Raw genomic sequence first — 18426 nt, 5'->3', positions numbered from 1 at the left:
CCCGATCACAACGGCCCGCGCCAGCGGCGAGCGCAGATCCACGAGGCCCTGGGCGTCGTCCAGGGCCTCCGACGCCGGGAACTCGAGCACCACCCCGGGCTCGAGGCCGTGGATCCGTCCCCGGTCGAGAAACACGAGGTCGTCGGTTCCCAACACGGTGCGGTCGGGCTGGCCCCGGAGCACCACCCCCTCCACGCCCCGGGAGGCCCCCGTCGCCGTCACCTGCTCCACCGGGGCCCGGAACGGCATGACCCCGGCCCCGTTCTGCACGGCGTCGTACCCCTCCAGGATGCGGGCGACCGCCCGGCCGGCCTCGACCGACTCGACCTTGAGGTGCGCCAGAACGCGGACGTACCACCCCACGGGTTCCCCGTTGCGCGGGTGGACCACCGACTCCCGGTCGTCGAAGGCCGTGAGGCGGTCTCCGGGCCGAACCGAGGCGCCGGGGTTGAGAGCGATCTCCACATCCTCCCCGGGCGCGTAGGCCACCTTTCGTTGGGCCCGGGTATCCACCACCCCGAGCCGGGCGACCGGATGGGAGGACACGAAATCGAGCGCCCGCGCCCGAACCAACCGGTACGTCTTCGCCTCCGGTGCGGCCCCCCGGGACTCCCGGGTGCCGGCCCCGGAGGGTCCCGCCCCCGCCTCGTCCGGCGTCGCCGGCTCCCCCGCCCGGGGCGGAACCAACCGCTCCACCGGAAGCCGCACGACCCGGCCCGCGGCCTCCCTCTGGCGGGCCGCCGGCCCGTCGAACCGGATCTCATCCCCCGGGAAGATCCAGTGGGGGTTTCGGATCTGGGGGTTCAGGGCCCAGAGTTCCGGCCAGAGCGTGGGATCGCTCCACCGGCGGGCCGAGAGGTCCCAGAGGGTATCGCCGGGAACCACCCGGTACACGGGTTCGGCCGCGCCCGCGGTCGCCGCCCCCAACACCACTGCCGCCAAGAGGATGCGCGCCTTCACGGTGTCTCCTCCCTGGGTCCACCCAGTGCCCCGCTGGAAGGCTGGAAAGCTGGAAGGCCAGAAGGCGGGACGCCTTCGAGGCCCCGGCTCGGTGGTCCAACCTCGCCCCTGTCTCCCGAACGACCGAATCGTCGCGTACGCGGGCCCCCGGGCGGGTACTTCGCCGGCTCACCCCCCGAGCTTCTTCCGGGCCTCCCGCGCCGCCTCGCTTTGCGGATACTGTTCCACCACCCGGCTCCAGAACACCCGGGCCTTCCCGGGCTCCCCTAGGCGCTCGTAGGAGAGCCCGATCTTGAGGAGGGCGTCCGGAGCCTTCGGCTCGTGGCCGTAGCGGTCCACCACCTTCTGGAACTCCACGATGGCTTGCTCATACTGCCCCTGGGAATAGTAACACTCCCCGACCCAGTATTGGGCGTTGTCCGCGTATTCGTGGTCGGGATACCGGGCCACGAACTCCTCGAAGTCGAGGATCGCCGCCCCGTATCGGCCCTCCCGGTACGCGTTGAACGCCCGCCGGTACAAGGCGATCGGCGCCGAGAGCGTGGCCGGGGGCTCTTCCGCCGGAGACGGGGCCGGCTCGGGGGGTTCCAAACGGATCACCCGGAGCTCCGGCTGTTCCCGGACGGCCCCCTTCTTTTCGGCCGGTCGGGCCACCGACTCAAGCCGGGCCTCCAAGGCGTCCACCCGGGCCCTCAGGCCCAAAAGGGCGCGGTTCATCTCGTCGAGGCGGAGCTCTAGCCGGGCCCGGGACTGCTCGAGTTCCTGCACCCGGGGTTCCCAGGACGGGGGTTCGTCCTTGGGGGGCGCGGCGGCGCACCCCGCCAGGAGGACCGCCGCCAGACCGGACAACCCCAGCGAAACCCACCCGCGACTAGCCTGTGACACCCCTTGTCCCTCCTTCTCGCTCGCGAACAGAACGGAAGCGCCCGTCCGGGACCCCGCCCCGGTTCCACGTCCCGGCGCATACCATACCACCGGGGCTTGCGGCCGACCAAGGACCGAAAGTTTGACAACGTCGTTTGTTTGTTATTACGCTTCACAAGCGGTCCTGGCGGCTTGGCGATGCTGCACCGGACGGACAGACCAAGGGCCCTTGGAGCAAGGAGCAGGCCATGCAAGGTCTCAAGGTACCCGAAGCCACCATCAAGCGCCTTTCCATCTACATGCGGGTCTTGAGGGACCTGGAGAAGAAGGGGGTGGAGGTCATCTCCAGCGCCGAACTCGCCGATATCTGCGGCGTAAACGCTGCGCAAATCCGCAAAGATCTCACCTACTTCGGAGAATTTGGGGTCCGGGGGGTGGGCTACTACGTGAAAGAACTCCACTTCGATATCCGAAAGGTGCTGGGGCTCAACCAGAAACGCAACGTGGCCCTGATCGGGGTGGGCAACCTGGGGCGGGCCCTCGCCAGTTACCGGAGCTTCACGGAACACGGATACGTTTTCGTGGCGGCCTTTGACGTGGACCCGAAAAAGGTGGGTACTTTTCTGCCCTCTGGAATTCCCATCGAGCACCTCGATGAGCTGCCCCGGGTGGCGAGGGAAAAAAAGATTGAGATCGCGATCATCACCACCCCGGCCGAGGCGGCCCAGGAGGCCGCCGACGCGGCCGTGCGGGCCGGGATCCGGGGCATTCTCAACTTCGCCCCGGTGCAGGTGAGCGTGCCGGAGCACGTGAAGATGAAACGGGTTGACCTTACGACCGAGTTCGATAACCTCGTATACCACCTTTCCTCCGGAGCGTAGGACGAAAGCCCCATGGCCGACTGGATCTTGGAAAACCCGGAAAACGTAACCGAGGCCGACGTCGTGGTCGGCATCCCGAGCTATAACGAGGCGGACGCCATCGCGTTCCCGACCGAACAGGCATCACTGGGGCTGCGCGAGTACTTCGCGGGCTACCGAACCGTGGTCGTCAACTGCGACAACGCCAGCACCGACGGCACGAAGGAGGCGTTCTTCAACGCCCCGTGCACCGTGCCCCGGATCTACGTGTCCACCCCTCCCGGGGTGAAGGGCAAGGGGAACAACTTCCGCAACCTCTTCCGGCTGGTTACGGAGCTCGGCGCCAAGGCCGTGGTCGTGGTGGACGCGGATCTCAAGAGCATCACCCCCAAGTGGATCAAAGCCCTCGGGGAGCCCCTCCTGGACGATTTCGGGTTTGTGGCGCCCCTGTACCTTCGGCATAAGTACGACGGGACGATCACCAACAACATCGCCTATCCCCTGACCCGTTGCCTGTACGGACGCAGGGTCCGCCAGCCCATCGGCGGCGACTTCGGGTTCTCGGGGGAGCTCGCCCGGTTTTACCTGGAGCATGAAACCTGGAACGACGACGTGGCCCAGTTCGGCATCGACATCTGGATGACGACGCTGGCCATGTATTTCCGCAAGCCCATCACCCAGGCGTTCTTGGGCAGGCCCAAGATCCACCGCCCCAAGGACCCGGCCGCCAGCCTCGGGCCGATGTTCCGGCAGGTTGTGGGCACGATCTTCCACCTGATGGAGCCGTTCGCCCCGTTCTGGCGGGAGGTGCGGCGCAGCCGCCCCACCGCGATCTTCGGGTTCGGCCTCGGCGAAACGGAGCAACCGCCGCCGGTTCATGTCGACATGGAGGCGCTGTACCGGAAGTTCCGGGAGGGGGCGAACGAGTACGATGCCGCGTGGAAGGAGGCCCTCGCACCGGCAACCTACGCAAAGCTCGCGGAGGTTCGGGAACTCGAACCGGCCCAGTTCGAGTTCCCCGTGCCCCTTTGGGCCCATGTGCTTTTCGACATGGCAGTCGCCCATCGCGACCGGGTGCTCCCCCGGGAGCAGCTTCTGGACTCCCTGGCGCCCCTGTACTTTGGGCGGACCCTCTCGTTCGTGCGCTCCACCGAGGGCATGGCCTTGCAGCAGGCCGAGGAGTACGTCGAAGAGCAGTGCCTCGTGTTCGAGGAAGCCAAGCCCTACCTGATCGAGCGCTGGGGCGCCTGAGCCCTGGCCGAAAGGAGGCGATCGTGGCTCGCATTCTGATCGTGGACGACGAAGAGCACATCCGCACGCTCTACACCCTGGAACTCGAGGACGAGGGGCACGAGGTCCTGGCCCTAGAAACCGGCAAAGACATCGTTCCTCATGTGGAGGAGTTCCGGCCGGATGTGGTGATCCTCGACATCAAGATGGTGGACGTGAGCGGCCTGGACGTGCTCCAGGAGCTCCGCAACCGGTTTTACGACCTTCCCGTGATCCTGTGCTCCGCCTACGGCTCGTACAAGGGAGACGTGAAGAGCGTGGCCGCGGACTACTACGTGGTGAAGTCCTCGGACCTGACGGAACTGAAGCGAAAGATCCAGCAGGCCCTGGAGGCGAAGATCCCCGAGACATGACCCGACGCCGCGGATTTCCCGGCTCCCCACGCCGGCCCCACGGGCCGGCGTTTTTGGTGCCTGGAGCTCTTCCACGGCCGCCGAAGACACTATTACCCAGGGGGCTAAATAGGCGCGCCAGGCCGCCGCGGTCTTGACCCCGGGACCGGAGACCGCAGACCGGCGACCGTGCCAGGTGCCAGAAGACAGACGACAGAGGACAGGGGTGCTCTGACATTTGACATCTGAATTCTGGCCCCTGCTACGGCGCAACTCCAACGGGTTGACCGACGTGATGACGCCGGGATCCCGAACGCTCTTAGCCGCCTAGCTGCCGCGCAGCCAGCCGCCTAGCCGAACTTACTTGGAAGGATACCAAACCCATGGTCAAGTACATCGCCGTGGCCGGCAATATGGGAAGCGGCAAATCGAGCCTGGTGGAGTTCCTGTGCCGCCGGTACCCCGAGATCCGGCCGTTCTACGAGCGCAACGCGGAAAACCCGTACCTGGAGGATTTTTATCGGGACATGGGGCGCTGGGCGTTCCATTCCCAGGTGTACTTCCTGACCCTCAAGTTCCGGGTCCACCAGGAACTCGACGCGTGCCCGCACACCGTGATCCAAGACCGCACCATTTACGAGGACGCCGAGATCTTCGCCGAAAACCTCCACCGCCGGGGACTCCTGACCGGCCGGGACTACGAGGCCTACCGGCTCCTCTACGACACGATCCGGGCGAGCCTGAACCCCCCGGACCTCCTCATCTACCTGAAATCCAGCATGACCACGATCCGAAAACGGATCCGCAGGCGGGGCCGGTCGTTCGAGCAGGGGGTGGACCCCGGGTATCTTAGAGACCTCAACCGTCTCTACCGCTCCTGGATCCGGCGCTACGACCTCTCCCCGGTGCTCGTCATCGACGCGGACCGGCTCGATTTCATCCACGACATGGTGGACCGGTTGGAGGTGCTGGAGACGATCGAGAAATACCTGTAAGGAGGGTGAGCTTCGGCCGATGGCCGGGCGGCAGGCAGCGGGGGGTGGAACCGGTGCCCCTCGGGCCGCCGATCGGCCCCCCAGCCCCCCGTTTGCGCCCCACTCGAGGGGGCTTCCGCACCTGCACGGGCCTTCGTTACGGCGGAGGCTCCGGACCCACCCGGGCGCAGGCGATCCGCCGGAGGGCCGAGGCGAGCTTGAACCCCTCGCCGTGATCTCCCCGATGGCACTCCGCGCAGGCCTCGGCCGCATCGCGCGGACCCCGGGAGATCTCCGCGGCCGGGTGGAGGCTGCCGGGACCGTGACAGGCCTCACACTGAACCCCTGCCAAAAGGGAGCGCGACTTGGTTCCCAGACGATACCCCGCCGGCGTTCCGAAGCCGGTGGTGTGACACCGCAGGCACTCCGGGTTCTTCCGGTCGGCGCCCCGGAGCAGCCCCAGGGCCCTTGCGTGGCGGCCGTCGCGCCACGCCTCGGCGTGACGGGGATGGCACTCGCCGCAGGCCGAGGCGCCCGCGAAAACCGGTTCCAACCCCTCGGCGTTTACGTCCACCTCCATGTCGCGGATCTCCCTTCCGCGCCACCGCCACAGTCCGGCGCGACGGTAGTAGGCATCGACGATCCGCCGCACGTCGGCGCACTCCGGGAACTCCGGCCGCAGGGGCACGAACCGGTGGCGCAGGCCCCACCCGTCGGGTTTCGGGTCGAGGGAAACCAGCGTGAGGAACTTTCCCAGTTGGCTCGCGCCCACGATCCAGGCGTCTCCCACCCGCCACGGCAACATGAGCCGATCCCTCGGGTCACCGGCCAGGTAGGCCGTCACCCCGGGGACGGTGCGCGCCATCACCCGGAACTCCTTGGGGTGAACCGCTCCCACCACCAGGACGGCATCGCAGCCCCGGCGGGTGAGTTCCGGCAACCAGCGGCGCACGGCGTGCCATGTGGGGGCCACCCGGTAACGCTCTCCCAGCGCTTTGGGGGAAGCCCTCGGGTCCGTCACGCCCAGGAAACCGACGCGCACTCCCCCGCGATCCAGCACGATAAAGGGTGCGAACACGGGTTCCTGGGTCTCGGCATCCACCAGGTTCCCGCTGATGAACGGGTAGCCGGCCGTTTCGGCCCACTCCTTCAAGGGTTCCACGCCCGCGGCGAGGTCGTAGGCCCCCACCACCTGGAGGTCCAGCCCGAGGGCCCGGTGTCCCTCCACCAGGCACCGGGCCTTCGCGAGCCAGGGTTCGCGTTCCGACGGCGCCAACCATGCCCGGGGAAACAGGGCGTTTCCCCCATCCAGGACCACGACCTCGACCCCACGGGTCTTGAGGTCCCTCACATACCACGCCTTCTTGGCAAGACCGCCAAGCGGGTTGTCCGCTCACCCGCAAAGGCCCAGCGTCGATCTCAGGTCCGCCGTGTAGACCAAGTGCACCCCCTCATCCGCCCAACCGATCCCGGCCCACGCCACGGCCATCCCCAGAACTACCCCGACCCATTTTCCCATGACCCCTCCGCTTCCCCCGTTACTCATGCCAATGAAAGTGTTGCCAGATTCCGGCCGTTGCTACGGGAACCAGCGGGTGGGGGGCTGGTGGAGAGCCGGGGGCGGCCCCTCACCTCGCCGCGCGCCCACCCAGGTCCTGCGGCCATACCGCTCCACCCCCGATGCGTCGGCCGAGGCATTCCTCCGCGCATCGGAACGGGCCGGATGTGAAGGATAGCACATTCACCGCAAGAAGCCAGGGGAATAGCGCGGCGGGGATCCTGGAACAAGTTACCGACACCCACGGAAATACTGTCAGATCCCGGGCGGTGCTACGGGCGATCCGCAGGTGGGCGATTGGTGGAAAACCGGGGCGTCCCCTTACCTCGCCGCGCCCTCACCACGCCTGGATCACTTCGCAAGATCCGGAACGTCCGCCACCGTCGCCCCGGCCTGCCGAGCCGACAACGGCATGGAAAGGCGCGGCGAAAGGGGTGACGCACTCGCGCCCGCCTGAAGCCCGTCCGCAACCCTCGTCCGGTCATACCGTCGTGGGCCGCAAATACGGGCAATCAGACAGACGGATCTCGCGGGTTGACGGGACGCGGCGCGCGGGTGCCCCCGGTGTCCCCCATGGCGTAATACCAAGTTGCGTTCAAAGCTACCGTTTCCTGATCCGGCCCGGGATGGGTGTCTGTTTGAACGCAACTTGGTAGAATGGGAGATCAGGGTCCACGGGGAAGGAGGAAAGCAACGGGAGAAACCCGGAAGGGCCCGAGGGGGTTCCCGGGATCAGGCGGTCTCGAGGGCCGCGCGGCGGTCTCCCCACCCGAGGAGGAGCCGGAACCCCTTGGGAGGCGGGCCCCCGGGGGCGCCCAGGCGGACCTCGGCCCCGGCGGCCGGTTCCGGGCCCTCGAGCGACACGATGAGCAGGCCGGCCCCCCGGGCCAACCGGATCAACTCTGCTCCGGACACCCGAAGTGGGGCGGAGAACCAGCCCCCGTTGCCGAACCGCGCGCGGCCGAGGTCGAAGACCCGGGCTGCAAACCCCTTGAGGCCGGCGGAGTTCTCCTCGCCCCCCACCTGGTCCCACGCCTCCCCCACGACCTCCAGGTAGACCCCCAGCGGCTCGTCGGGCGGTTCTTCCTCGGTCGGGCCCGGGGGGGGTGGCAGAGGCGCGGCCTCCGCCTCGAAAGCCCGGTCGAGGAGCCGGGCCAACGCGTCATGGATCCGGGCGTAAGTGTCGAACTCCATGCACCCGCTCAGGATCCCGGCCACCAGGGCAGCCGCCAGGTCTCGGGCCTCCTCGGGCTCGAGGGCCCCCTCAGCCGCGGCCAGCGACACGGCCCGGCCCAACGCCACGAACGTTTCCACGTCTCGGGTCACCATGGACCTTCTCATCGGCAGTCCTCGGCCGGAACTAAAATCGCCCGAACCTCCTCATCCGGATGTTCAGAAGGAGGCCGCAGATGAGAAAGGTGGTGACCACCGAGGATCCCCCGTAGGAGAACAGCGGTAGCGGCACCCCGACCACGGGCAGGAGCCCCAGCACCATGCCCACGTTCACCAGCACGTGGAAGAAGAGGATCGCGGTTAGCCCCACCGCCAGGAGCCTCCCAAAGTCGTCCCGGGCCCGGGAGGCGATGTCGAGGCCCCACAGAATCCACAGGGCAAAGAGAATCAGCACGACCGCCGCACCCAGAAACCCCCACTCCTCGGCGAGTACCGAGAAGATGAAGTCCGTGTGCCGCTCGGGCAGAAACCTCAGATGAGCCTGGGTTCCCTGGAGGAACCCCTTTCCCAGGAGTTGTCCGGAGCCGACCGCGATCTTCGACTGAATAATGTGGTACCCGGCCCCCAGGGGATCGCGCTCCGGATCCAGGAACGTGAGAATCCTCTGGCGCTGGTAGTCGTGGAGGAACCCCCAGGCGGCCGGAAGCGCCACCGCAGTCGCCCCCATCCCTCCCAGAAGCACTCCCCGGCGGACCCCCTGGAACAGAACCTGAACCGCTGCCACCCCGGCCATCAGCACGGCGGTGCCGAGATCCGGTTGCAGGAGGACCAGGGCGCAGGCCAATCCTACCGTCGCCGCCGGGACGAGGAGGGGCCGCAGGCCATACGGGGGGTCGGAGGGTTCCCGGGCGAGGACGTGAGCCGTGACGATGGCGATGGAGATCTTGGCGAACTCCGAGGGTTGGACCCGGATCGGCCCCAGCGCGATCCACCGCTGGGCGCCCATCGTCGTGTGACCCACGGCCAGCACGGCGGCCAGGGTGAGGAGAGTGCCCAGATACATCCAGGGCGCCCAGGATTCCAGACGCCGGTAGTCGAACACTACGGCGCCCGTAAGAACCAGGCCACCGATCGCCATCCACCGGGCCTGCTTCCCGGCATACGCCGCCACCGTCCCGCCGGGACCATGGCTGGCGCTCCACAGGACCGAAAGCCCCGCTCCACAAAGGAGCGCAAGCAGGAACAGAAACCCCCAGTCCAACTGGCGCCATGCCGCCCGGGGCCTCATCGGCCTTCCTCGCCCACGGCCACGCCGGCCCGGGTGAGGTCCCGGTACGCCTCCACCACCCGGGCGGCCACCGGCCCCGCCGCGGCACCGCCGTGCCCTCCGTGTTCCACCAGCACCGCAAACGCGATTTCGGGACGATCGGCGGGCGCGTACCCCACGAACCAGGCGTGATCCCTGTGTTCCCAGGGGATCTGATCGTCCGGAAGATTGCGTTCCGAGGGCAATTTCACCACCTGGGCCGTGCCGGTCTTCCCGGCCACGGGAAATCCCGGCACCTCGGCCCGGCGACCCGTGCCCCTTTCGCCCGCCACCACCTCCCGGAGTGCCCGGCGGACGAGGCCGAGGTGGGCCATCGAAAACGGCAACCGTCCCACCTCCTCCGGGGCCAAGGAATGAACCACGTGGCCGGCGGGTTCCTCGATCCGGGTCACCAACCGGGGGCGCATGCGCACCCCCTGGGGGTGCGCTACGGCGGCCATCATGGAGGCGAGTTGCAACGGTGTGGCCAACACATAACCCTGGCCAATCGCCACGGACAGCGTCTCCCCCGCATACCAGGGTTCCCCCCGGGCCCGGCGTTTCCAGGCCCGGGTGGGCAGGAGTCCGGACCGTTCCCCGGGCAGGTCCACCCCGGTGCGCCGACCGAGTCCCAGGGCCTCTCCCCACCGGGCGATTCCGTCGACGCCCAGGTCGAGCCCCAACTGGTAGAAATACACGTCACACGACTCCACCAGGGCGCGCTCCAGGTCCACCCACCCGTGGCCGGTCTTTTTCCAGCACCGGTAGTCCCTGCCGGCGAACGGGTAGGCCCCCGAGCAAAACACCCGGGTCTTCGGGGTGATGACACCCTCGGCCAGGCCCGCCAGGGCCACGGCCACCTTGAACGTGCTCCCCGGCGGGTACTGCCCTGCCACGGCCCGGTTTTGGAGCGGATGGAGGGGATCGGACACGATCTCTTGCCAGCGCTCCGGGGTGACGCCGCGAACGAGCTCATTGGGATCAAGGCCCGGCGAGGTCACCAAGGCCAGAACCTCTCCTGTTTGGACCTCGATCACGACAACCGCGCCCACCTGGTCGCCGAGCGCCTCCTGGGCTGCCTCCTGAAGCCTACCGTCCAAGGCCAGTACAAGATTCTGTCCCGGCTGGGCCGGTCGCTCCGCCAGCACCCGGAGCTCCCGACCCCGAACGTCCACCTCCACCTGCCGCCCCCCCGCCGCGCCCCGGAGCACCCCCTCCCAGGTCCGCTCGATGCCCGCCCTCCCCACGACGTCCCCGGCGGCATACTCGGCAAACGTCTCCCGGCCGAGCTCCTCGGCCGACACCTCCCCCACGTATCCCAGCACCGGGCCGAACAAAGCCCCACGCGGATAGTGGCGCACCGGTCGGGCGCGCACGAGCATGCCGGGCAACTCCAGCCGGTGGGCCTCGAGGCGGGCCATCTGGGGTCGATCGATCCGAGCGAGAAGCCGTGGCTCCCATCGGGGGGGACCGGGGGCGCCGAGAATGTTCCAGATCTCCTGGGGATCCATCCCCAGGATCCCGGCCACCCGGCCGACCCACTCCTCCCGGCCCTCCTCCGGCACCTCGGACGGCACGACCAGGGCTTCGAAGGCGGCCCGCACGTCCGCGAGAATGATACCGTTGCGGTCGAACACCATGCCCCGCGGGGCCGGCACCCGCTCGAGTCGGATCCGGTTGTTCTCGCTGAGATACCGGTAGCGCGCCCCCTCCCAGATCTGGAGGTAGGCGAGGCGCCCTAGCAGCACGCCGAAGGCGGCCGCCACCACCGCCACGCAGGCCAAAAGGCGGGGCCGGAGGCGGCTCCGGGTGAACCGCGGGCGAAAGATCACGGCGCAACCTCCATCCGGCTCCGCCGGCCCGTGGCGAGCTCAAGCCCGAGGAACACGAACACCACGAGGAGCACGTCGGCGGGCATCTGCCGGAGGGCGACGGCCCAGATCTCGGGGGGCGCAGAGGCGGAAGGGGCGGTGAAATGAAAGAGCACCGAGGCCCCCACCGCCTCCAGGAACGGGGCCGCAGCCGCAAGCGGCAGGAGCCAAAGGGGCTGGTGATCGAAAAACACGCCCCGAAGCGGCCGGGCCAGGACATAGAGCCACACGTGAAGGGCCCCCACGAACCCGAGGTGTCCTCCCGACAGGAGATCCACCAGCAGCCCGGAGCCCGCGGCCCAGAACACCCCGCCGCGCGGGACCCCCGTGAGGGCGAGCCAGAGCACGAGCAACCGCGTGAGATCGGGCCGCCAGGGGTCCGGAAGTACCAGCGGAAGGAGCGTGGTCTGCACCCCTGTGGCGAACAGGAGGATCCCCAGCCAGGCACCGATCGCCCTCACGGCTCCTCCGGCGGGCGCGGGAGCACGAGCACCTCCTCCAACCGCCCGAAATCGGCGCCGGGCTCCAACTCGGCACGCTGGAACACCTCTCCCGGCCGCTGCTCCACCGAGGCAATGCGGCCCAGGAGGAGCCCCTTCGGGAACACGCCGTCGAGCCCCGAGGTGACCACGGGATCCCCCACCTCCACGTCCTCCCCCCGGGGGAGGTACAGAACCCGGCACCGCCGTCCCAGCCCCCCCTCGACCACCACCTGGGCCCGGGTCCGCTGGATCAAGGCGTCCACGGCGCTGTTGGGATCGGTCAGGAGGAGCACCCGGCTCGCCCGTTCCGACACCTCGTACACACGCCCCACCAGGCCCTGGGGCGTCATGACGGGAGCGTCCACGCGAATCCCGTGGGCCATCCCCTTGTCGAGCACGACCGTCCGGAGCCACGGGGTGGCGCTACTGCCCACGACCCGGGCCGCCACGGCCGGCTGGGCCAGGAGGTCCCGAAACTCCAGTAGGCTCCGGAGCCTCTGGTTCTCCTGGAACACCTCCTCGACCCGGGCCAACTCCCGACGAAGATCCGCGTTCTCGTGCCGGAGGCGGGCGGCCTCGGTCTTGGCATCCACGAGCCACAGATACCGGTCGACCAACCCGGCCACCCCGCCGACCAACCCCCGAACCGCAGACTGCACCGGCGCCACCACGAGCCCAACCCCCCGGCCGCCCCACACCCCGCCACCCAAACCGCCGGACAGCAAGAATCCGACGGTCACGATCACCCCCCCCGCCCCGAGTAGGAGCTTACGGTGGCGTACCCAAAACGAGGTCATGGGCCGAGACGGGGGATCAGGACGTCACCTCCCGGAGGAGTTCGATCTCGTCGAGCGCCATACCCGCCCCCTGCGCCACGCACGACAGGGGATCGTCGGCCACCATCACCGGCAGGCCGGTCTCTTCCCGCAAGAGCACGTCGAGATTGCGCAGCAGCGCCCCCCCGCCCGCCAGCACGATGCCCTTGTCCACGATGTCGGCGGCGAGTTCGGGCGGCGTTTTTTCCAAGGCGATCCGGACGGCCTGAACGATCGCGTTGATCGGTTCGCGCAGGCTCTCCCGGATCTCGTCGGTGTGCACCGTGATCGTCTTCGGGATGCCGGCCACCAGATCCCGACCCTTCACCTCCATCGTCTGGGGGTGGTCCCCTCCGTCGGGATCGGGATACGCCGTGCCCACGGTCATCTTCACCTCCTCGGCTGTGCGCTCGCCGATGAGGAGGTTGTACTTGCGTTTGATGTATTGCACGATCGCCTCGTCCATCTTGTCGCCCGCCACCCGGACCGACTGGGAGTACACGATGCCGGCCAGGCTGATCACCGCGACCTCGGTGGTGCCGCCCCCGATATCCACGATCATGTTGCCCGAGGGTTCCGTCACCGGCAGACCCGCACCGATCGCGGCGGCCATGGGCTCCTCGATCAGGTACACCTCCCGGGCGCCCGCCGACTCGGCCGACTCCCGCACGGCCCGCCGCTCTACCTGAGTGATACCCGAGGGCACGCCCACGATGACCCGCGGTCGCACCAGCTTGCGACGGTTGTGGACCTTCTGGATGAAGTACCGCAGCATGGCCTCGCAAATGTCGAAATCCGCGATCACCCCATCCTTCATGGGGCGAATGGCCACGATCGAACCCGGCGTGCGGCCGAGCATCCGCTGGGCCTCCTTGCCGACCGCCAGGATTCGGCCGCCTCCCTGGCCTTCCTTTCGCACGGCCACGACCGAGGGTTCGCTCGCCACGATCCCCTTGCCCCGCACGTACACGAGGGTGTTGGCGGTGCCGAGATCGATGGCGAGATCGGTGGAAAAGAATCCCAGGATGGCGTCGAGCATGGGGGTTGCGCCTCGGAGAAGGGGTCTGGAAGGATCTTGGGTCGTTGGAAAAAACGGATTCTAGCAGCGCCTTTCCCGGCGGTTCAAGGCGATCGGACCGACCCCGTCCGGCACCCGGTGACCTTTGCCGACGAAGCGCATCAAAGGGCGTGAACGGGATCCACCCACACCATCCATGACCATCGGGAGGAAACGACCATGACCGTGAACGACGCGCTTCGGTTGATGGCGGGATTTTTCGTGCTCCTGAGCCTCGGCCTCGGGTACCTGCACAGCCCCTATTGGCACCTCTTCACCGCCTTCGTGGGCTTGAACCTGCTGCAGTCGGCGTTTACAAAGTGGTGCCCGGCCATGACGATCCTGCGGAAACTCGGGCTCCCGGACCCTGAGTTCGAAGCCCGGAAGGTGTGACCCATGGAACTCGACGCCGTTGAGGGGTCCGCCAAGCGGTTCCGGTGCCAGAAAAGCGAAAAGGAAGTCCCCCTTTCGGAACCCCGGTGCCTGAACCCCAAGGCGTACTGCCAGTGGCGGACCGCCTGCCCCATCTACCTGTTGGAAAAGGAGCAGGCCCGGGCCCGGCGAGCCGCCGGGTAACCCTCGCCCTGATTTTTCTCCCGGTTGCAGCCCCCTCGGGCCCTCGCGTATGCTACCTCGGTTTCCCGGAGGGAGCATGCGCGAAGCGTTACTGCGGCACCGATGGGTGCTCACCGTCGGATTTCTCGTGGCGGCCGCCCACCTCTCGGCCAAGATCGCCGGACTGTGGGTGGCCCGGTCTCTGTGGTCGCCCCAGTCCGGCCGCCCCGCCGTCTCGGTGACGGCGGCCGAGGCCGAACGGCGCGAACGGCTCGCCGACTACCGAATCATCGAAGACCGGAACCTGTTTAACGCCCACCCCACCCCCGAGCCGGCGGCCACCCCGGCGCCGGCCCCGGCCGCCCGGGCAACGCCGGAACCCGCACCCGCCCGGCCCCTTCCTCCCCTCAACCTGACCCTCCTCGGCACCGTGGTGGTGGACGGCGCGCCGTCGTTTGCCGTGATCCAGGACGGGAGCGAGGTCAAGGTGGTCCGGGAAGGCAGAGAGGTGGCCGAGGGGGCCACCCTCGTCAAGGTGCTCTCCGACCGCGTTCGGGTCCGCCGGGGTGGGGCCGAGGAGGAGATCCTCCTCTTCGAGCCCAAGCCCGCGGCCCGGGCCGACCGCGCCCGGCTCGCCCCGCCGAGCCAGGCGGAACCGGGACCCACCGCCGCCGACGACACGGTGCAAAAGGTGGCCGAGGACAAGTGGGTCATCGACGCCCGGGAACTCGAACAGGCTCAGGAGAACATGAGCCAACTCCTCACCCAGATCCGGGTGGTGCCCAATTTCACCGACGGGCAGCCCGACGGGTTCAAGGTGTTTGCGATCCGGCCCGGAAGCCTGTTTGCCAAGATCGGGCTTCAGAACGGCGACGTGATCAAGCGGATCAACGGCATCGAGATCCAGGGGCCCGAGCAGGCCTTCGAGGCCTACCAGCGGCTCAAGGACGAGACCACGATCCAGCTCGACCTCGTGCGGCGAAACCAGAACCAGACCTTCACCTACGAGATCCGGTGACCGAATGCTGAGACGAGCCCTCTTCGTTGTGTCCCTCCTCCTCGCCCTGACCGGCCCGCTCGCCCGGGCCGAGGCGCCCAAGGCGCTGACGATGAACTTCAAGGACGCCGAGATCGAGGCGGTGGTCCAGTTCATCTCGGAGCTTACCGGAAAGAACTTCATCCTGGACGAGAAGGTTCGGGGCAAGATCACGGTGATCGCTCCCGGGAAGGTCACCCCCGAGGAGGCCTTCCAGGTGTTCCAGGCCATCCTGAACGTCAAGGGGTTCACGATCGTCCCGGTCACGGAGAACGTGTTCAAACTGGTATCCACCCGGGAGGCCAAACAGACGAACATCGAAACCGTGGACGACGGCGCCGAACCCGGGGACCGGTTCGTGACCCGGCTCCTGCCGCTCCAGTTCGTGGAGGCCGAGACCGTGGCGGGGATCCTCTCGCCCCTCGTGTCGAAGGACTCCTCCATCGTGGCCTATGCCCCCACGAACACCCTGATCCTCACGGACTCGCTCTCCAACATCGAACGACTGGTGAAGATCATCGAGGCCCTTGACGTGGAAACCGTGGACACCGTGTTCGAGGTGATCCCGATCCAGTACGCCGCGGCCGAGACCCTGGCCAAGAGCCTGAGCCAGGCCGTCGTGGAAAAGGGCCGCACGGCCCGGCGCCGCACCCCGGCCCGGGGCCAGCAGAACGTCCAGGTCCAGGCCGAGCAGGTGTCGGTCAAGATCATCCCGGACTCGCGCACCAACAGCCTGATCGTGATCGCGGACCCGGACACCCTCGAGGAGATCAAGGGGATGATCCGGGCCCTGGACGTGGAGATCCCCCGGGGATCGGGCAAGATCAACGTGTACTATCTCAAATACGCCGATGCCGAGAACGTGGCCTCGGTCTTGACCGCCATCTCCAAGTCGGCCGGCACCAAGGCGAAACCCGGCCAACCCCAGCCCAAGACCGCCAAGGTGACCGAGGTGCCGGTGGAGTTCGAGGAACCGGTGCAGATCACGGCCGACAAGGCCACGAATTCGCTTGTGATTATCGCAAGCCCCCAGGACTACGAAACCCTCACAGCGGTGATCGAAAAGCTCGACGTCCGCCGGCCCCAGGTGCTGGTGGAGGCGCTCATCATCGAGATGAGCTACGAGAAATCGCTGCAACTGGGGGTCGAGTGGCGAAGCGTCAACGACGTCTCCCGGGACCAGCCCAACGTGTTTGGGGGCACAAACTTTGGCACCATCACGCCGCTCATGCAGAACCCCCTGAACGTCCCCACCGGGCTCTTCCTCGGAGCCGTCGAGGGCACGGTCACCTTCAACAACCAGACCTTTCTGAACGTGGGGGCCTTGATCCAGGCGCTCCAGAAGACGGGGGACGTGAACGTCCTCTCGACGCCCCACCTCCTCACCACCGACAACGAGGAGGCCGAGATTGTGGTCTCCGACAACATCCCGTTCCAGACGAGCCAGAAGTTCGACTCGAACGGCAATCCCATCTTCACCTTCGAGTACCGGGACGTGGGCCTGACCCTCCGGATCACCCCCCAGATCAACGAGGACGACTACGTCAAACTCAAGCTCTTCCAGGAGATCAGCCAGATCGTGAGCACCACCACCGGCACCTCGATCAACGCCCCCACCACCACCCGGCGGTCGGCGAAGACGACGGTGGTGGTGAAGGACAAAACCACGGTGGTCATCGGGGGGCTCATCAAGGACAACACCCAGGCCAACGTCTCGAGCGTGCCGTGCCTCGGGGACATCCCGTTCCTGGGGGCGTTGTTTCGCACGTCGTCGAACGCGAACCAGAAGACGAACCTTCTCATTTTCCTCACGCCCCACATCATCCGCACCATGGACGAGATCACCGAGATCACCCGGCAGAAACGCGCGGCGTTTGACCGGGACGTGATGGAGCGGGACGGCGGCAAGCCCGAACCCGCCGCGGAGCCGGCACAGCCGTGAGCCGCGCGCCCCTCCTCGAGACCCTGGAGGCCCGGGGCCTTCTGGCCCCCGAGGCAGCCGAGCGCGTCCGCGCCGAGGCGGCCGAGCGGGGCATCTCGGTGATCGCGGCCGTGCGAGCCCTCGGGGCCGTGGACGACGAGGCCCTTTCCCGGACGGCGGCCGAGGCCCTGGGCCTCGGGTGGACCGGCGAGATCCGCACGGCCGAGGTGCCCCCGGGGTGGGTGCGGCGGGTGCCCATTTCGTTTGCCCGCCGGCACCGGTGCCTGCCCCTGGCCGAGGACGGGAACCGGGTGGTGGTGGCCGTGGCCGACCCCACCGACTCGGCCGTGCTCCACGACCTGCGGGTCTTGTTCGGCCGGCCCATCACCCCGGTGGTCGCACCGGCCGAGATCATCGAGCAAGCCGTGAACCGGGTGTACGAGGAGGGCTCCGACCGGGCCGAGGAGATCATGGAGGAGCTCGCCGAGGGGTCTCTCGAGGGCCTGGCCCAGGAGCTCGAGGAGCCCCGGGACCTCCTGGACGCCGCCGACGAGGCCCCGGTCATCCGGCTCGTGAACGGGATCCTGTTCCAGGCGGTCAAGGACCGGGCCAGCGACATCCACATCGAGCCCTTCGAGCGGGAGCTCCAGGTCCGGTACCGGATCGACGGGGTCCTCTACCCCGTGCTCACCCCGCCGAAGGCGCTCCAGGCGCCCATCACGAGCCGGATCAAGGTGATGGCCGGGCTCGACATCGCGGAAAAACGCCTGCCCCAGGACGGCCGGATCCGGATCAAGATCGCGGGCAAGGACATCGACATCCGGGTGTCGGTGCTCCCCACGGCCCACGGGGAGCGGGTGGTCCTGCGGCTCCTGGACAAGTCGGCCGTGCTCCTGGACCTGGAGCAACTGGGGCTCGAGGGGGAGCGCCTCGAGGCGTTCAAGACCCTGATCCGCAAGCCCCACGGGATCCTGCTCGTGACCGGGCCCACGGGCTCCGGGAAGACGACCACGCTCTACGCGGCGCTGTCGCGCATCAACTCCCGGGACGTGAACATCATCACGGTGGAGGACCCCATCGAGTACCAGCTCCAGGGGATCGGACAGATCCAGGTGAACCCGAAGATCGACCTCACCTTCGCCGCGGGCCTGCGCTCGATTCTCCGGCAGGACCCCGACGTGATCATGGTGGGGGAGATCCGGGACTTCGAGACGGCCGAGATCGCGATCCAGGCGAGCTTGACCGGGCACCTGGTGTTCTCGACCCTCCACACCAACGACGCCGCCGGCGCCATGACCCGGCTGGTGGAGATGGGGGTCGAGCCGTTCCTCGTGGCCTCCTCGATCCTGGCGGTGCTCGCCCAGCGCCTCGT

Annotated in this window: 18 protein-coding genes; 9 read left to right on the top strand and 9 right to left on the bottom strand. The window is 68.0% G+C overall.

The features are described from left to right. Together ACY0I8_RS10070 and ybgF are read right to left on the bottom strand one after the other, a co-directional pair. A partial coding sequence (locus ACY0I8_RS10070) for a LysM peptidoglycan-binding domain-containing protein (protein ID WP_461394641.1) occupies positions 1–960 on the bottom strand: 960 nt, incomplete at its 3' end. A 168-nt stretch (positions 961–1128) separates the two neighbouring features. Next, positions 1129–1845: a tol-pal system protein YbgF gene (gene ybgF, locus ACY0I8_RS10065; protein ID WP_461394640.1), complete on the bottom strand. Its 717-nt coding sequence runs from the start codon at positions 1843–1845 to the stop codon at positions 1129–1131. Between the two features lie 227 nt (positions 1846–2072). On the opposite strand from ybgF, the gene ACY0I8_RS10060 reads away from it, so the two are divergent. The 4 genes from ACY0I8_RS10060 to ACY0I8_RS10045 all read left to right on the top strand — a co-directional run bounded on the left by ACY0I8_RS10060 (position 2073) and on the right by ACY0I8_RS10045 (position 5301). Continuing rightward, positions 2073–2705: a redox-sensing transcriptional repressor Rex gene (locus ACY0I8_RS10060; protein ID WP_459941026.1), complete on the top strand. Its 633-nt coding sequence runs from the start codon at positions 2073–2075 to the stop codon at positions 2703–2705. Between the two features lie 12 nt (positions 2706–2717). Continuing rightward, positions 2718–3935, top strand: a complete 1218-nt coding sequence (locus ACY0I8_RS10055) for a glycosyl transferase (protein ID WP_461394639.1) — start codon at positions 2718–2720, stop codon at positions 3933–3935. Positions 3936–3955: 20 nt separating this feature from the next. Then, complete coding sequence (locus ACY0I8_RS10050) at positions 3956–4327, top strand: response regulator (protein ID WP_459941032.1); 372 nt, start codon at positions 3956–3958, stop codon at positions 4325–4327. A 362-nt stretch (positions 4328–4689) separates the two neighbouring features. Beyond that, complete coding sequence (locus ACY0I8_RS10045) at positions 4690–5301, top strand: deoxynucleoside kinase (protein ID WP_461394638.1); 612 nt, start codon at positions 4690–4692, stop codon at positions 5299–5301. A gap of 136 nt (positions 5302–5437) precedes the next feature. Here ACY0I8_RS10045 and ACY0I8_RS10040 read toward each other — a convergent pair whose 3' ends face one another. The 7 genes from ACY0I8_RS10040 to ACY0I8_RS10010 all read right to left on the bottom strand — a co-directional run bounded on the left by ACY0I8_RS10040 (position 5438) and on the right by ACY0I8_RS10010 (position 13524). Next, positions 5438–6631 carry a multiheme c-type cytochrome gene (locus ACY0I8_RS10040; RefSeq protein WP_461394637.1) on the bottom strand — a complete coding sequence of 398 codons (1194 nt, stop codon included), beginning with the start codon at positions 6629–6631 and terminating at the stop codon, positions 5438–5440. Between the two features lie 939 nt (positions 6632–7570). After that, complete coding sequence (locus ACY0I8_RS10035) at positions 7571–8179, bottom strand: hypothetical protein (protein ID WP_461394636.1); 609 nt, start codon at positions 8177–8179, stop codon at positions 7571–7573. A gap of 19 nt (positions 8180–8198) precedes the next feature. Continuing rightward, positions 8199–9299 (bottom strand): rod shape-determining protein RodA, encoded by a 1101-nt coding sequence (gene rodA / locus ACY0I8_RS10030; RefSeq protein WP_461394635.1) that lies wholly within the window; start codon positions 9297–9299, stop codon positions 8199–8201. Next, positions 9296–11149, bottom strand: coding sequence for a penicillin-binding protein 2 (gene mrdA, locus ACY0I8_RS10025; RefSeq protein WP_461394634.1), 1854 nt, complete (start codon positions 11147–11149; stop codon positions 9296–9298). Before mrdA ends, rodA begins: the two co-directional genes overlap by 4 nt. Continuing rightward, positions 11146–11649 carry a hypothetical protein gene (locus ACY0I8_RS10020; RefSeq protein WP_461394633.1) on the bottom strand — a complete coding sequence of 168 codons (504 nt, stop codon included), beginning with the start codon at positions 11647–11649 and terminating at the stop codon, positions 11146–11148. The genes mrdA and ACY0I8_RS10020 overlap by 4 nt, the downstream gene beginning before the upstream one ends. Further along, positions 11646–12410, bottom strand: a complete 765-nt coding sequence (gene mreC / locus ACY0I8_RS10015; protein ID WP_461394632.1) for a rod shape-determining protein MreC — start codon at positions 12408–12410, stop codon at positions 11646–11648. Before mreC ends, ACY0I8_RS10020 begins: the two co-directional genes overlap by 4 nt. Before the next feature lie 73 nt (positions 12411–12483). Continuing rightward, positions 12484–13524 carry a rod shape-determining protein gene (locus ACY0I8_RS10010; protein ID WP_459942053.1) on the bottom strand — a complete coding sequence of 347 codons (1041 nt, stop codon included), beginning with the start codon at positions 13522–13524 and terminating at the stop codon, positions 12484–12486. 198 nt (positions 13525–13722) lie between these two features. On the opposite strand from ACY0I8_RS10010, the gene ACY0I8_RS10005 reads away from it, so the two are divergent. The 5 genes from ACY0I8_RS10005 to ACY0I8_RS09985 form a co-directional block, all read left to right on the top strand. Further along, positions 13723–13935: a YgaP family membrane protein gene (locus ACY0I8_RS10005; RefSeq protein WP_459942052.1), complete on the top strand. Its 213-nt coding sequence runs from the start codon at positions 13723–13725 to the stop codon at positions 13933–13935. Positions 13936–13938: 3 nt separating this feature from the next. Beyond that, on the top strand, positions 13939–14118 hold the full coding sequence (locus ACY0I8_RS10000) for a hypothetical protein (RefSeq protein ID WP_461394631.1): 180 nt from the start codon (positions 13939–13941) through the stop codon (positions 14116–14118). Between the two features lie 76 nt (positions 14119–14194). Further along, on the top strand, positions 14195–15115 hold the full coding sequence (gene gspC / locus ACY0I8_RS09995) for a type II secretion system protein GspC (protein ID WP_461394630.1): 921 nt from the start codon (positions 14195–14197) through the stop codon (positions 15113–15115). 4 nt (positions 15116–15119) lie between these two features. Beyond that, positions 15120–17075 carry a type II secretion system secretin GspD gene (gene gspD, locus ACY0I8_RS09990; RefSeq protein ID WP_461394629.1) on the top strand — a complete coding sequence of 652 codons (1956 nt, stop codon included), beginning with the start codon at positions 15120–15122 and terminating at the stop codon, positions 17073–17075. Beyond that, positions 17072–18426: GspE/PulE family protein (locus ACY0I8_RS09985; RefSeq protein WP_461394628.1), on the top strand; the 1355-nt coding region annotated here is incomplete at its 3' end. The genes gspD and ACY0I8_RS09985, both read left to right, overlap by 4 nt.

Source organism: Deferrisoma sp., from assembly GCF_054681715.1.
The sequence above is the reverse complement of the archived record's forward strand: the minus strand, read 5'-3'. Positions and strand labels throughout refer to the sequence as shown.

Coding starts and splice junctions, on each gene's coding strand:
- ACY0I8_RS10010 (WP_459942053.1), bottom strand. CDS start 13,524: ATGCTCGACGCCATCCTGGGATTCTTTTCCACCGATCTCGCCATCGAT.
- ACY0I8_RS10060 (WP_459941026.1), top strand. CDS start 2,073: ATGCAAGGTCTCAAGGTACCCGAAGCCACCATCAAGCGCCTTTCCATC.
- ACY0I8_RS10000 (WP_461394631.1), top strand. CDS start 13,939: ATGGAACTCGACGCCGTTGAGGGGTCCGCCAAGCGGTTCCGGTGCCAG.
- ACY0I8_RS10035 (WP_461394636.1), bottom strand. CDS start 8,179: ATGAGAAGGTCCATGGTGACCCGAGACGTGGAAACGTTCGTGGCGTTG.
- ACY0I8_RS10055 (WP_461394639.1), top strand. CDS start 2,718: ATGGCCGACTGGATCTTGGAAAACCCGGAAAACGTAACCGAGGCCGAC.
- rodA (WP_461394635.1), bottom strand. CDS start 9,299: ATGAGGCCCCGGGCGGCATGGCGCCAGTTGGACTGGGGGTTTCTGTTC.
- gspD (WP_461394629.1), top strand. CDS start 15,120: ATGCTGAGACGAGCCCTCTTCGTTGTGTCCCTCCTCCTCGCCCTGACC.
- ACY0I8_RS10005 (WP_459942052.1), top strand. CDS start 13,723: ATGACCGTGAACGACGCGCTTCGGTTGATGGCGGGATTTTTCGTGCTC.
- ACY0I8_RS10045 (WP_461394638.1), top strand. CDS start 4,690: ATGGTCAAGTACATCGCCGTGGCCGGCAATATGGGAAGCGGCAAATCG.
- gspC (WP_461394630.1), top strand. CDS start 14,195: ATGCGCGAAGCGTTACTGCGGCACCGATGGGTGCTCACCGTCGGATTT.